10 protein-coding genes are annotated in these 14,568 nt (G+C 42.2%); 5 read left to right on the top strand and 5 right to left on the bottom strand.

Annotated elements, in window-relative coordinates:
* Positions 1-51: 51 nt before the first annotated feature.
* From HSISS2_RS09440 to rnhC, 3 genes are read right to left on the bottom strand one after another with little or no spacing between them, the layout of a single operon-like run.
* Positions 52-2,556, bottom strand: a complete 2,505-nt coding sequence (locus HSISS2_RS09440; protein ID WP_021146502.1) for an ATP-dependent RecD-like DNA helicase — start codon at positions 2,554-2,556, stop codon at positions 52-54.
* 60 nt (positions 2,557-2,616) lie between these two features.
* The gene (gene lepB / locus HSISS2_RS09435; RefSeq protein ID WP_021146501.1) at positions 2,617-3,240 is read right to left on the bottom strand and encodes a signal peptidase I; all 624 of its coding nucleotides are present in this window, start codon (positions 3,238-3,240) and stop codon (positions 2,617-2,619) included.
* Between the two features lie 18 nt (positions 3,241-3,258).
* Positions 3,259-4,149 (bottom strand): ribonuclease HIII, encoded by an 891-nt coding sequence (rnhC, locus tag HSISS2_RS09430; RefSeq protein ID WP_042767137.1) that lies wholly within the window; start codon positions 4,147-4,149, stop codon positions 3,259-3,261.
* Positions 4,150-4,468: 319 nt separating this feature from the next.
* On the opposite strand from rnhC, the gene HSISS2_RS09425 reads away from it, so the two are divergent.
* Positions 4,469-4,780: a hypothetical protein gene (locus HSISS2_RS09425; protein ID WP_002889294.1), complete on the top strand. Its 312-nt coding sequence runs from the start codon at positions 4,469-4,471 to the stop codon at positions 4,778-4,780.
* The gene (locus HSISS2_RS09420) at positions 4,777-5,319 is read left to right on the top strand and encodes a CvpA family protein (protein WP_008535618.1); all 543 of its coding nucleotides are present in this window, start codon (positions 4,777-4,779) and stop codon (positions 5,317-5,319) included. The genes HSISS2_RS09425 and HSISS2_RS09420 overlap by 4 nt, the downstream gene beginning before the upstream one ends.
* Before the next feature lie 100 nt (positions 5,320-5,419).
* On the opposite strand, the gene HSISS2_RS09415 is transcribed toward HSISS2_RS09420, so the two are convergent.
* Positions 5,420-7,768, bottom strand: coding sequence for an endonuclease MutS2 (locus tag HSISS2_RS09415; protein ID WP_021146499.1), 2,349 nt, complete (start codon positions 7,766-7,768; stop codon positions 5,420-5,422).
* 206 nt (positions 7,769-7,974) lie between these two features.
* On the opposite strand from HSISS2_RS09415, the gene polA reads away from it, so the two are divergent.
* The 3 genes from polA (at position 7,975) to HSISS2_RS09400 (ending at position 12,598) form a co-directional block, all read left to right on the top strand.
* Positions 7,975-10,614, top strand: coding sequence for a DNA polymerase I (polA, locus tag HSISS2_RS09410; protein ID WP_021146498.1), 2,640 nt, complete (start codon positions 7,975-7,977; stop codon positions 10,612-10,614).
* A gap of 416 nt (positions 10,615-11,030) precedes the next feature.
* The gene (locus HSISS2_RS09405; RefSeq protein WP_021146497.1) at positions 11,031-12,128 is read left to right on the top strand and encodes a DUF6287 domain-containing protein; all 1,098 of its coding nucleotides are present in this window, start codon (positions 11,031-11,033) and stop codon (positions 12,126-12,128) included.
* A gap of 269 nt (positions 12,129-12,397) precedes the next feature.
* Positions 12,398-12,598, top strand: coding sequence for a Blp family class II bacteriocin (locus tag HSISS2_RS09400; protein WP_021143608.1), 201 nt, complete (start codon positions 12,398-12,400; stop codon positions 12,596-12,598).
* 143 nt (positions 12,599-12,741) lie between these two features.
* On the opposite strand, the gene mutY is transcribed toward HSISS2_RS09400, so the two are convergent.
* Positions 12,742-13,893, bottom strand: coding sequence for an A/G-specific adenine glycosylase (gene mutY, locus HSISS2_RS09395; protein WP_021146495.1), 1,152 nt, complete (start codon positions 13,891-13,893; stop codon positions 12,742-12,744).
* Positions 13,894-14,568: the final 675 nt, after the last annotated feature.

The raw sequence follows: 14,568 nt of genomic DNA, 5'->3' as shown, positions 1-14,568 counted from the left end.
ATGAAAAGACTTGGAGTTGCTCTCAGTGAGACGCTTTCCAAGTCTTTTTCTTTAGTTGCTGTTAAAAAAGGCTGCAATATCATCTTCGCTGAGACCAATCATTGGGTCAATAGTGGCCCAATTGTCTTCAGTTAAACGATAGTTTTCTACTATTTGCACAGGTTTGTTAACAGACTTATCCACAGCTTGTGAATAAGTGTTGATAAGAGTTGTATCTGTATTGACATCTTCTGAGAATCCTTTATTTTCAAGGGTTTCTGAGGGGTCAGCCTTTTTCGTTTTTGTTTGATTGGAGGCGTCTTTTGCCTCGTTTTTAACAATCTTTTCGACAGACTTATCCACAACTTGTGTATAAGTTTGTTCAAATCGTTGGATGAGGTAGGTATTGCGTTTGGCGTCTTCGTTGTGAACGGCATAATCGAAGGCTGCAATTTCCCCTAACATGACTAGCTTACTCTTGGCGCGTGTGATAGCGGTGTAGATGAGGTTACGCTGTAGCATACGTCCACTTTGGCGTGTGATGGGAAGGATAACGACAGGGAACTCACTTCCTTGGGATTTATGGATTGACATGGCATAGGCCAGGGTAATTTTATGCCACTCGTTGCGAGGATAGATAACCTCATTACCATCAAAGGACATGTAAATTTCGTCCTGCTTGCTTTCAGTGTATTTACCGGGAATCAGGTCGGTAATGATACCGATATCACCATTGAAGACATTGAGTTCTGTATCATTAACCAGATGGAGAATCTTGTCATTCTTACGGAAGAATATGTCATTAAAGGCAAATTGATTGGCCTTTTCTTGGGGGTTGAGTAGGTCCTGCATAATGGTATTGAGATTGTTGATACCAGCCTGTCCTCGGTACATGGGGGCTAGAATCTGCACATCCTGAGCAGCAATCCCGCTCTTTATAGCGGCTGAGACAATTTTAGGAACCATCTGTGGAATATGATTGGCATTGGCTTCAAAGTAAGAGCGATCTGCCTTTTTCTCTGTGAAATCAGCAGGTAGTTGGCCTTGACGCATTTGACTAGCCAAGGTAACGATGGTGGAATCTTCGGATTGCCTGAAAATTTTGGTCAGCGAAACCTTAGGAATCTCATTAATTTGTAAGAGATTAGCCAAGACCTGACCAGGGCCTACGGAAGGTAGCTGGTCTTGGTCACCCACAATGATAACCTGAGTAGAGTCCGCAATGCTCTCAAAGAGTTGATTGGCCAACCAAGTATCAACCATAGAGAACTCGTCAATAATAATCAAATCGCAATCAAGGTAGTCCTCTAAGGTCTTGAAATCATCCTCGCTATTGAGGCCTAAATGTCTATGGATAGTGGCGCTAGGAAGATTGGTTAGTTCCTTCATCCGACGCGCAGCCCGTCCCGTTGGTGCTGCTAAAATAATGGGTAAATCAGTTTTTTTGAGATCTAAACCATGAAGGTCAGCATAGGTTTTAATAATTCCGTTGATGACAGTTGTTTTTCCTGTTCCAGGACCACCCGTCAGGATGAAGACCTTGCTTTGTAGTGCTTTAATAATGGCATCTTTCTGAACCTTGTCATAAGTAATACCAAGGTCCTCTTCCACTTCTTCAAGGCTTGCAAGGATTTTGTCTTCAGTACTGATGTTAGGCTGGTCTTTTATGATACGACTCAGGTGGGTATAAATGCCCTGTTCCGCAAAATATAGGGTATTATCAAAGATTTTAGTCTCTATATTTTGAACCTTGTCTTCTTGGATGAGGTTGGTTAATTGGTGAGCAACCAAGGCAGGGTCAAGCTCAATCTGGCGGGCACCCTCCAAAAGGGTAATCGTCCTTTCAAGCAAAGCCTTGGCTTCGATGTAGGTGTCCCCCTCTTCCATACAGGCCTCTAGCAGGCAATGTATTAGGGCGGCTCGTAGACGTTCAGGGGCATCGCTAGCAATCCCCAGACGTTCAGCCAACTGATCGGCCATTTTAAAACCGATTCCTTGAATCTCCTCTACTAATAGATAAGGGTGTTCCTCAATAAGATTTAGTGACTCTTCCTTATATTGGTTGAAAATTTGTGAGGCGGCCTTTGGTGTGAGTCCATAGCTAGAAAGTTTGGACAGGATTTGCTCGGCTCCATAATTGATTTTTAACTTAGCAACAAAGGCTTCTCGATTGACCTTGGAGAGGTTGGGGATCTGCTCTAACTCGCTAGGATCCTCGAGAATCTTGTCAATAGGGTCTTCACCATAAATCTCGACAATACGCTCAGCTGTTTTCTTACCAATCCCCTTAAAATTGTCGCTAGCGAAATACTTGATAAGACCGCTAGCAGAAGGTTTTGACCGTTCGTAGCGTGTCATTTGGAGTTGTTCACCATATTTGGGATGATTGGTTAACTGACCCCAGAAGGTATAATCTTCACCCTCCATGACATCCCCCATAGTTCCTGTGACAATGATTTCGTAGTCTTCAAAATCACTGTCCGTTTCGTCAATCTCTAAGAGTAAGATACGAAAAAAATTGCTAGCGTTTTCGAAAATGACACGTTGAATAGTTCCTGAAAAATAAAATTCTTGCATATGTTTTTCCTAGATACATAATAAGGCTGGGTTTCCCCAACCTTATCTTATTTAGTGTTTTTAATTGTCCTCAACGGTACCAATTTTACTAAGTGGCCAGAAGCGGAATTTAACTTCCCCTACAAGAGCACTCTTGTCAAAGTAACCAACTGCTCGACTATCTTTGGAAACAATACGGTTGTCTCCAAGTAGGAAATATTTGCCTTCTGGAACAGTAACCGTGAAGGTCGTATTGCCCTCAGCATTGACTGTGAAGGCCTTGGCATCCTTGGCTAACTGTTGGAAGTAATCGCGGTAGTCATATTCTTTTTGTAATTTGTCCTTAGCAAAGGCAGCCTGAAATTCCTTGAGATATTTCTCTTTAACTTCCTTGCCATTGACGGTAAGTTTATCATTTTGATAGGTAATGGTATCACCTGGCATCCCAATGACACGTTTTACAATTTGTTTGGTCTTACCTTCTTCAACTTCCTTGGCAACGACAATGTCAAAACGTTCAATAGACGTGTGCTTCAAAACGATAACACGCTGTCTATCTGCTAGGGTTGGATCCATTGAGTGGCCGTCAACTTGGACAGGGAGCCAGAGGAAAAGACGTGTCAAGAGGAAGAAGGTGATAAAGAGGATGAAAACTCCCCATTCACGAAGGAATTTGAGGAATAATTGGGTCCATTTGTTTTGCATAGTTAAGGCCTTTCAGGATTATTTTAAGCGTTGGTAGGCTTTTTTAGTATTGGCGAAATGATATTTAGCAGTTGCTTGGAGAGCCTGATCTCCATATGCTTGTAGGAGCTTGGCAGCGACCTGATCGGACTTGGTTCCTGCTCCCGAAGGCAGGGTATAGCCCACTTCTTGGCTGAGTTTATCCAGATTTTCCAGGAAGAGATTGCGAGCGATGATAGAACTTACCGCCACAGCTAGGTATTTGCCTTCAGCTTTCTCTTCTAAGGTGATGGGATTGTCAAAGCGATTGCGCTCCTTCTTAAGGTATTTTTGATAATTTTTCTCACTGGTAAAAGCATCGATGACAATCTTATCTGGTTTCGCTCCTGCTTGTAACAGTAGGAAAATAGCTTGATTGTGGAGGGCTACTTTGACTGATACAGCATTGTGTGCCTTGCCGTCTCCTACCACTTCATTGTACTTCTGGGGTGAAAGTAGTAGTGCCTTGTGAGGAATCTTCTCCTCCAAGAGCGGGGCAAGCTGACGAATCTTGCTATCATTGAGATTTTTAGAATCATCGACCCCCAAGGACTTCAATAAAGCATGGTCGGCTGGTGTCACTAGACTAGCTACGACCGCTAGTCCACCAAAATAGGAGCCATTTCCCACTTCGTCTGATCCAATTAGGGCTAGATTTTGCCCTTCAGGTGACTGCTTAGGCTCAGCTTGGTAGCCAAAACGGCTAGCTAGAACCTCTGGTTTAGCACCCTGGAAGGTTACCTTACCTGAAGTATAGGCAATAACACTTGTGCCATTGACCTTGGCTGAAAAACTAGCATAGGGATTGTTAGTCGCAGTCGCATAGCTTGCCAGGTCTTTCTGAAGTGTTGAAATCTGCTTTGCTGTCATTTTTAATACGATTGTGCCCATGGAATCTATTTTAGCACAAAAAAGGAGAATTGGCAGATATTTTACAGGGACTAAGTCTTGAAAAATGATTTTTCTGGGGAAGTGCAAAGTCTAAAATTTACGAAAGTTAAAATTTAGGATATAATGATTAAAAAGAGAATGCCGATTTTTGCCTTTTTTTCTAAATTGTAAAAGAGTGTCTGGCATTTGAGTATCAAATACGCCCCAAGGCAAGTGTATAAATCTTGTTCGGTAAGAAGGAAATCTACTACACTAATAAGTAAGGAGAAGCTGCGGTGGACAATCTATGACCACCATTAATTAGGCAGTTAATAAGCAAATGGCAAGTAAAAACCGTTACAAATTTCATTTTGGAGAGAAAAAACTGACGCTAACGACTGACAAGGATAATCTATTCATGGAAGAAGTAGAGCGTGTTGCTCATGAAAAATATAATATTATCAAGGAGCAGATGAAAAAGGCTGACAATGAAACCATCGCTATTTTAATGGCTATTAATTCATTGTCAACGCAATTAGAACGTGAAATCCAAGTGGAAGATATGGAAAAAGAGTTGGAAATCCTAAGAGCTAAGCAACTCGAACAACTAAAAGGCAAAGCAACGGCTAAGCGTAATGGGGATGACGCATGATTGGGCTTCTTGTCTTAGCCATTGTAGCTTGGAATTTTTACATTGGCTACCGTCGTGGTCTCTTTATGCAAGCCTATTATGTGGTTTCAGTCATTATCGCCATGGGTGTGGCTGCTTATTTTTATCAACCGCTAGGCGAGGCTATTAATCTTTGGGTACCTTATACCAATCCGACTAGGGATGCTAGCATAGCTTTCTTTACAGACCAGAATATTTTTTCACTTGACCGTGTCTACTATGCGGGTGTCGCTTATTTCGCCATCTACTGTGTGGCTTATTATGGTTTGCGTTTTCTTGGGATTTTCTTTCATTTTGTGAGAATTGAGCGACTTGACCAGAGACGTTACCAAGTGGTAGGTGGTGTCTTGGCTTCATTGGTGAGCCTTGTTCCCGTGACCATGTTAGGTAACATTCTTGCAACTGTGCCTATGAACAACATCCAAACACTCCTGTCATCAAGTTGGGTATTACGTTTTTTGATTAATTACTATTTTCCAGTGAGTCAAATCATCCAGCACTTGTGGACCAGTGTGATATAGAAAAAAGAAGTCTTCCTTGATTGAGGGAGCCTTTTTTTGTTACTGGATTTGGAGCGTATGAAAAAGACTGGACATAGTGTCTCAGTCTTTCTTATATTGCTTACCCTAGAGTTGCAATGGTACATCCAGAACCACCGGCACTTTGTGGGGCATATTCAAAACTTTTAACATGGCGATGACGGCGGAGATATTTGGTAACAGCATCACGGATAACACCTGTACCAATACCGTGGATGATGTCCACCTGACTCATGTTATTAAGTAGGGCTTGGTCAATAAAGGCATCAAGCTCTTGCATAGCTTCTTCGTAACGTTTCCCACGAAGGTCTAGACGGGCACGAGGACCACCAGATGCCTTCTTGGCTTTTTTAACCACGTTAATCTGTTTCTTCTTAGGTTGTTGGGCTTCAGCTTGGGCACGAACCAGAGTGAATTCATCCGCTTTGAGTGTCATCTTGATGAGACCTACTTGAGCTTCCCAGTTACCATTTTTGGTCTGACTGGTAAGAGTACCACGTTGACCATAGGCGGTAACGATGATATCATCTCCAACACGAGGGGCACGCGCAGCCTTTTCTTTCTTAGCCTTACGAAGGACCTTATTCTTAGAGAGGTCCACTTGTGGGGCAAGTTTCTTGAGTTTTCCTTTGGCATCGATAACTTCATGAGGCTTGAGTTGACTCTTATCATGGAGATTTTTGAGAATACTATCGCTCTCAGCCAAAGCTGTATCAACCATATCCTGAATTTCTTTTTGAGCTTTTTCGAGTTCCTTGTCGTACTCATGGGAGAATTCATTATAGAGTTTCTTAACCGCACGGTTGAATTTAAGGTTCTCTTGCTCAACGTCCTTGATGTGTTCCAGACGTTTTTGTGTTTCCACAGTTTGGGCCTCAAGTTGCTCGATGATACGGTTGACATCACTATCAGTATCCGTGAGGTTTTCTGCCTCCTTGACAATAATCTCATTCAAACCGAGGCGTCGAGCAATTTCAAAGGCATTAGAACGACCAGGAACCCCTTGCATAAAACGATAGGTAGGACTTAAAGTCGCTGTGTCAAACTCCATGCTGGCATTTTCCACATGTTGCGTCTCAATCCCATAGGCCTTAAGCTCAGGATAGTGAGTAGTAGCCATGGTCTTAATCTGGCTCAAACGGAGGTGCTCTAGGATTGCCATGGCTAGACTAGCCCCTTCCTGAGGGTCGGTACCAGCCCCAAGCTCATCGACCAAGACCAGACTGTTACTGTTGGCAGCGTTCAAAATCTCGACAATGTGAGTCATGTGACTAGAGAAAGTTGACAAGCTCTGTTCGATAGACTGTTCGTCTCCGATATCCGCAAAAATCTCTTGGAAAATGGCGACACGGCTGCCCTTATCAGCCAAAATTGGCAGACCAGATTGAGCCATTAGCTGAGCTAGTCCTAGAGTTTTAAGCATGACGGTTTTACCACCGGTATTGGGACCTGTGATGACAATGGCCGTGAGGTCCTCATCAAAGCGCAAATCGTTGGCTACTGGATTAACCAAGAGAGGATGACGGACGTTAAGCAGTTGGAGTGTTTGATTGTCACTAATCTTTGGAATAACCGCCTTTTTATCATGGAGATAGAGATATTTTCCTCGAATGAAGTCCATGTGGCCCAAAATCCAAGCGTTGTTGGCGATAGCAGTCGCTTGTGGACGGAGTTGATCAGATAGTTCATGCAGGATGCGGGCCATCTCGTGGCGTTCGTCTGCACGTAATTGTGTAATTTCTTCGTTAAGCTGGATAACGGCGCGTGGCTCGATATATACTGTGTTTCCAGAGCTTGAGATGTCATGCACAACTCCAGCAATACGGTTACGGTAGGTGTTTTTGACAGGAAGAACCGAACGACCGTTACGACTAGCAATCAAACTCTCAGCCAACATGTGGCCAGATTTCTTGAGAATGTCTTGTAAGGTCTGGCGAATGGCATCATCACAAGATTTAAGTTGGCGACGAATATTTTGCAACTCTGGGCTAGCAAAATGCTCAATAAAACCACCGTCATTGATGCTCTGAAGACTGCCTTGTAGACTTGGGAAGGCTCCAATCTTATCAAAAAGACGTTTAAGGGCGATGAGCTCTACATTTTCAAGGTCAGCGTAAAAGCGACCAAGGTCAGCAGAAGCTTGCAGCACCTTCTTAATGGCAATGAGCTCCTGGATGTTGAGGTCAGCATCTAGTTCCAAGCGACGCAAGGGCTCAGAAATATCTCGCAAGCTACCAATGGCAAAGCCATGGTGCTCTACGAAAATCTCAGCCATTTCTTGAATTTCTGTAAATTGATTTTGAATTCTTTCTGGATTGGTCATAGGTACCAAGTCATGCAACTCCGCCTGAGCCTGTTCAGTCTGCAGGTATTCTGTGAACTGGTCCTTGACCTTGTTAAATTCTAATTGGTCTAAAATCTTTGTGTTCATAGCTTCTATTATAGCATATTTGGATATGGGGAGTGGAGCTTGGAAATACTTGTAACAATACTGCTGACTGATTATTTCTAAAGTTTGTCAATGAACAATTTTCCTTGCAGCTTATTATTTATGAACGACTATTTTACAAGAGAGTCGTTCATAAATAAGAGATTTTCAATCAAAACCAATGCTCCCATCTATGCTATAATAAACCTATGACTAATCAGAAAAAATTACTATTAATTGACGGTTCGTCCGTTGCCTTTCGTGCCTTTTTCGCACTTTATAATCAAATTGACCGTTTTCGTAACAATAACGGCCTTCATACCAATGCCATCTACGGTTTCCACCTCATGTTGGACAACCTACTTGAGCGAATCCAGCCGACCCATGTCTTGGTAGCCTTTGATGCTGGTAAAACAACTTTCCGTACAGAGATGTTTGCGGACTATAAGGCTGGTCGTGCCAAGACTCCAGAGGAATTCCGTGAGCAGTTCCCTTATATCCGTGAGATGTTGGCTGCACGTGGCATCGCCTATTATGACTTGGCTCAGTACGAGGCAGACGACATTATCGGTACCTTGGCTAAGATGGCTGAAAATGCGAGTGAGAATTACCAAGTTACGATTGTCTCTGGGGATAAGGACTTGATTCAGTTGACTGATGTCAATACCGTGGTTGAGGTTTCTAAAAAGGGTGTGGCAGAGTTTGAGGCCTTCACCCCTGAATATCTCATGGAGAAAATGGGGATTACTCCAAAGCAATTCATCGACCTCAAGGCCCTCATGGGTGATAAGTCCGATAATATTCCAGGGGTTACTAAGATTGGTGAAAAGACTGGTCTCAAGCTCCTCTTGGAACACGGTTCCCTTGAAGGTATCTATGACCACATTGATGAGATGAAGAAGTCCAAGATGAAGGAAAATCTCATCAATGATAAAGATCAAGCCTTCCTTTCTAAGACCTTGGCGACCATTGATACCCAGTCTCCAATTGAAATTTGCTTAGATGATACGGCCTTTACGGGACCTGACCTTGAAAAATTGTCAGCCTTTTATGATGAAATGGGCTTTGTTCAGTTCAAAAATGCCCTTGGTGGGGAGGCTGTGCCACAAGATTTTGATGTGGCCTATACCGAGCCTAGCCAAGTGACAGAAGATCACTTTAGCCCTGATGATTTCTTTTATTTTGAAATTCTTGGTGAGAATTATCACACGGAGCCTATCATCGGTTTTGCTTGGGGAAATGACAAGCAGATTTATGCGTCTACAGATACTGACCTACTCAAATCAGAAGCCTTCCAAGCAGCTCTTTCTAAAGCTGTTAATATCTACGATTTCAAGCGTAGTAAGGTGCTCTTGAGCCATCTAGGTATTGACTTGCCGACGGCCAATTTTGATGCCCGTCTGGCCAAGTATCTCCTCTCAACCGTTGAGGACAATGAATTGTCAACCATTGCCCGTCTCTATACGGACCTACCGTTAGAAACAGATGAAGTGGTCTATGGTAAGGGAGCTAAGCGTGCCGTACCTGAAAAAGAGGTCTTGCTCAGCCACCTAGCTAAAAAAGTCAAGGTCCTTCAGGTTGCTAAACCGGTCATGCTAGAAAAACTAGCTGAACACAGTCAATCAGAGCTTCTTTTTGACATGGAATTACCACTGGCAAATGTGCTAGCTAAGATGGAAATTGCCGGTATTAAGGTTAAGGGACAAACCCTTAATGAGATGGCAGTGGAAAACCAAGTGGTTATCGATAAATTGACCCAAGAAATCTACGAAATGGCGGGCGAAGAGTTCAATATCAACTCGCCTAAACAGTTGGGTGTTATCCTCTTTGAAAAGATGGGGCTACCTTTGGAATACACTAAGAAAACCAAGACCGGTTACTCGACAGCTGTGGATGTCCTTGAACGATTAGCGCCAATTGCTCCAATCGTAGCTAAGATTTTGGAGTACCGCCAAATCACCAAGCTTCAGTCTACCTATGTCTTGGGGCTTCAGGACTATATTCTTGAGGATGGCAAGATCCATACCCGTTATGTGCAAGATTTAACACAGACAGGTCGCCTCTCATCAGTGGACCCCAACTTGCAGAATATCCCCGTTCGCTTGGAGCAAGGGCGTCTCATCCGTAAGGCCTTTGTCCCATCGACTGAGGATGCAGTGCTTCTCAGCTCGGATTACTCACAGATTGAGTTGCGCGTGCTTGCTCACATTTCGGGAGATGAGCATTTGATTGCTGCCTTTAAAGAGGGGGCAGATATCCATACCTCTACAGCCATGCGTGTTTTTGGCATTGAAAAACCAGAGGATGTCACACCTAACGACCGTCGTAACGCCAAGGCTGTTAACTTTGGTATCGTTTATGGCATTTCTGACTTCGGACTTTCTAATAACCTTGGCATTAGCCGTAAAAAGGCTAAGGAGTATATCAACACCTACTTTGAGCGCTATCCAGGTATTAAGGCCTATATGGAAAATGTGGTTCGTGAGGCCAAGGATAAGGGTTATGTAGAAACCCTCTTCCACCGCCGTCGTGAGTTGCCAGATATCAATTCTCGTAACTTTAATGTCCGCAACTTCGCAGAGCGAACAGCCATTAACTCGCCTATTCAAGGAAGTGCCGCTGATATCCTCAAGATTGCTATGATTAACTTGGATAAGGCTTTGGTAGAAGGTGGCTATAAAACTAAGATGCTCCTACAGGTGCACGATGAAATCGTCCTTGAGGTGCCAAATGACGAACTTGTAGCCATGAAAGCCTTGGTTAAAGAAACTATGGAAGCTGCAGTAGAACTCGCTGTCCCACTCATTGCAGATGAGAATGACGGCCGCACATGGTATGAGGCAAAGTAAAACATGAAAGAAAATTTTCCATTTACCTACTTTCTCTTGCGTTATATGTTGGGATTTCTAGCCGTTGTCCTAGCTATCGTAGCAGTATTGGTGATTATCACCTACTTTATGACTAAGTAGAATTAGACAGATGAAAGTTGGACTGAGGTCCGGCTTTTTTTGATGCAGATATTTGTAATTGTAAAAATAATCACTAATCAATATCTAGACATTTTAATCAAAACTCTAATTTAATTGAGGATGGAATTGTTGGATTATAGTGAAAGCTATGATTATATAAGTGTTCTTGATAAATAAATATAAATTAATTTTTCAAAAAATACTTGACTTATCAACCATACAATTGTTAACATAATGTCAGAGAGATTTAAATGATTTAATATTTATATTAGGTCGTTTCTTATGAAAGGATAGTTATGAAAAAGAAATTAACAGGATTTGCGCTCTTATCAAGTTTGTTCTTGTTGACAGCTTGTAACGCAACAAATACGGACGTTCCAGGTTCAGGCGACAGTACTTCTAAGTCTGAGCAAGTGAGTAGTGATTCATCTGAGACTGGGGAAGTGAGCTACGATGAACTCTACGCTTCGGTCTTGGACCTCTATCGTCCCATTGCTTTGAACGGCGATACATCAGCTGTTCCAGGTGATCTTTCGTCTGACGAAGCTTATGCGACTAGCACTATTTTTGATGCTAAAAGAGCAGGAGAAAACGTGCAATATAGCTATGTAGACATCAACGATGATGGTTCAGCTGAGCTTTTGATTGGTACCCCTGACAGTGTTCACGCGCTATATTATCTTGATAATGATGATAAGCCTGTATTTGCAAAAAGTGCTGGAACCTTTGCCAAGGGTGGTTACTTGAGTACCATGAAATTTTATAAAGATGGTACGATTTACTGCCAACAATTCCAGCGTATGAGACCTGAGGCCAAGGCTGAGACCTATGAAATCAAGGATGGCGCCTTTAACCAACTTCAATCGGTTGATTTCAGTATGTCTGAGACAACAGACGGTGCAAGTAAGGTTGGTCTCGGTGACGCTCAGACTCTTGATTTGTCTGTCGAGGATTGGTATGACTTTGACGACTCAAGTAGTGACGAGACAGAAGCAAGCAGTAGCGACAGCAAATCAAATAAAGAGACTGGTATGGACATCAATGCTATTCAGAATGGTGATTTCTCAAGTATCGCTGGAACTTGGAAGAATGGCAAAGGCTATACGATGACCTTTGATAAAAATGGGTTAGTGAGTGATACTGAGAAAGTAGCAATTGAATATGGTAAAATTGCTGATGGCTTTTTTAAAGCAGGACTTGTGCCAAAAGAAGTTGGTCCTGGTGGTGGAATGATTGCATTCTTACCCAAAGGAGTAGCCTTGACCGGTTCTGTAACATCATCACCAAATGAGAAAGCTGATGATCAGTCAGATAAAAGTAAGGACCGCATCTGGAGTGGTCAGTCAATTTATGGAACCACTGACGACAGTTACTTCTTCTATAAAGTCGATTAATAATTTTCAAGCCGAAACTTAAACGTTTCGGCTTTTTTGTCCTCCATAGTGACATTTATGTCACTATTTTTTATTGGCCATCTTACCTATAATAAAAGCATAACTTAAGGATATAACTGAGAGCTAGCGACAGTTGTCTTTAAAATGAAAGGAGATAGAATAGACAGTTAATTTTAGGATATCTCTTAGTGATTAGTGAGGACACTAAGAGATTTGCAACTCACAATTACCATAAATAGAAAAATTAGTATTAATAAGGAGAAAATATATTGAAAACATCAGAAATGACACAACAAGTATTGACACATCAGGAATTATCAGTGGTTGTAGGTGGTGGATGTAGTTGGAACAATGCAGCTAAGGCAGCCCTCGGAACAAGTATCACGGGTCTTATCACTAGTGGCCCAGGAGGAGCTTTATTGGGATTAGCTGGAGGAGCAGTAAGTTACGGAGCGTTGTGTTGGGTATGATTGAATTTTTGATGTCAAAAAATGTGACTTATTTGGAATTGTTTTATATCTTTTTGGGAGTAGTTCTTTCAAAAGTATACCTTGCTTTGCGAGGCCGTAAGCACGATAAACTTGATGTATAAGAAAAAGGGTAGCACACAATGCTATCCTTTTTTACTGTCTTCATAAGTTTTAATCATCTTCTTCTGTGGTGTGGCCATTGGGAACTGGTCAAAGTCTTGACTAGCCACCCAGCGTAGCTCCTTATCGGAAGTAGGTTTACCGTTCTTAACGTTGCCTTCCACCATTTCGATGGTCCATTTTTGATGGCTGAAGGTATGCTTTACGGGTGCAAAATTATTGCTAGACCACTCTGGTTTGAGGGAATAATCTTTCTCAAAAATAGCTTTTTGAGAGACTGTCTCGAGAATACAATCATCCTTTTCAAAAAGGCTGAGTTGTTGGCCAATAAAGTCTGTTTCCACGATAGGGAAGGACCAGAAACCACCTAGCAGACGCCCTTCGATATTTTTTTCGAGCAGAAATTCACCCTTCATATTTCTGATAACAAAAGCCTGAATTTGCATTGGCTTGGGCTTTTTCTTAGGTAATTTGATGGGGTATTTGTCATAGGTTCCGTTGAGATAGGCTGCACAGAAAAAGCGAATAGGGCTTTCGTCTGGTCTTGGATTTTTGGCAGATTCAATATCGGTCCCGAGGTCCATAAGGGCCTGATTAAAGTCGCCGGGTCGGTTAGGGTCAATTAGAATCTCCATGATTGCTTGGAAAATTTTACGATTTTTGGGGTCTCCGATATCGTAGTTAACCTCAAAGAGACGGGCCATAACCCGCATAACATTACCATCAACAGCGGGCTCTGGGAGTCCAAAAGCGATGCTAGAAATAGCACCAGCAGTATAGGGTCCGATGCCCTTGAGTTTGGCAATGTTTTCATATGTATCTGGAAACTGACCATCAAAGTCATCCATGATTTGCTGGGCAGCCTTTTGCATGTTTCGGACACGTGAATAGTAACCTAATCCTTCCCAGGCCTTGAGGAGTTTTTCTTCTGGAGCTTCAGCCAGATCCCTAACGGAAGGGAACCAGTCTAAGAAGCGCTCGTAATAAGGAATGACAGTCTGTACCTGGGTTTGTTGTAGCATGATTTCACTGACCCAGATATAATAAGGATTTTTGGTCCTACGCCAAGGTAAATCACGTTTTTCACGATCGTACCAGTCGAGGAGCGTGCGACGGAAGGAAGCAATCTTCTCAGCATCCCACATGATGATGCCGTAATCTTTTAAATCTAACATGTCTCTATTGTAGCAAAGAAATCTTTTTTCAAAAAATCTTGCGTTTTCGAGTTAAAAGATTGACAAAAGTAAGCGTTTACATTATAATAAAACTGTAAAGAAGATAAGGATTCATCAAGGAGGTAGTAGCCATGGTGACGATCAATATTTCAAGGTATAAAAATGGAGACTGAGCTCTCTAATAAAACAGTAGGCAAAACAAAAACTTTACAATTGGTCTCTAAGGAGTGTAGCAGTATGACAGTAGGGCGTTACAAGAACGGAGATTAAGAGAGTCGCATAAAATAGCTACAAGGGAGTGATACCACCAGAAATCGCAAGCTAAATTTTAAAAGATTAACGTCAAAAAGTGAGGTAAAGCTCATGAGAAATGTTAGTAGATATAAAAATGGAGATACTTAAGTTGTTGTTTAAGATGGCTTAAGAAGTGATATCCATGCGAGTAGAATAATTTATCGGAAGCATTTAATACTTAAATCTTGTTACAAAGTACCGAGGTGACGCTTATGTTGATGTTTGATGTGAGTCGTTATAAGAACGGCGATAAATAAGTCTCATTGAGTGGTCAATAGGAAGATGGGTCCCAGATGATAAGAATCAGAGGTGATTGCTATGATGATGAATCTAGGACGTTATAAAAATGGAGACTCTTCAGGTTATTGCACAAAATAGCTT

The organism is Streptococcus sp. HSISS2, from assembly GCF_000448665.1.
Lineage (GTDB): Bacteria > Bacillota > Bacilli > Lactobacillales > Streptococcaceae > Streptococcus > Streptococcus raffinosi.
The sequence above is the reverse complement of the archived record's forward strand: the minus strand, read 5'-3'. Positions and strand labels throughout refer to the sequence as shown.

Excerpts from the sequence above, each read along its gene's own strand:
- HSISS2_RS09440 (WP_021146502.1), bottom strand. The coding sequence starts at position 2,556 with ATGCAAGAATTTTATTTTTCAGGAACTATTCAACGTGTCATTTTCGAA.
- lepB (WP_021146501.1), bottom strand. The coding sequence starts at position 3,240 with ATGCAAAACAAATGGACCCAATTATTCCTCAAATTCCTTCGTGAATGG.
- rnhC (WP_042767137.1), bottom strand. The coding sequence starts at position 4,149 with ATGGGCACAATCGTATTAAAAATGACAGCAAAGCAGATTTCAACACTT.
- HSISS2_RS09425 (WP_002889294.1), top strand. The coding sequence starts at position 4,469 with ATGGCAAGTAAAAACCGTTACAAATTTCATTTTGGAGAGAAAAAACTG.
- HSISS2_RS09420 (WP_008535618.1), top strand. The coding sequence starts at position 4,777 with ATGATTGGGCTTCTTGTCTTAGCCATTGTAGCTTGGAATTTTTACATT.
- HSISS2_RS09415 (WP_021146499.1), bottom strand. The coding sequence starts at position 7,768 with ATGAACACAAAGATTTTAGACCAATTAGAATTTAACAAGGTCAAGGAC.
- polA (WP_021146498.1), top strand. The coding sequence starts at position 7,975 with ATGACTAATCAGAAAAAATTACTATTAATTGACGGTTCGTCCGTTGCC.
- HSISS2_RS09405 (WP_021146497.1), top strand. The coding sequence starts at position 11,031 with ATGAAAAAGAAATTAACAGGATTTGCGCTCTTATCAAGTTTGTTCTTG.
- mutY (WP_021146495.1), bottom strand. The coding sequence starts at position 13,893 with ATGTTAGATTTAAAAGATTACGGCATCATCATGTGGGATGCTGAGAAG.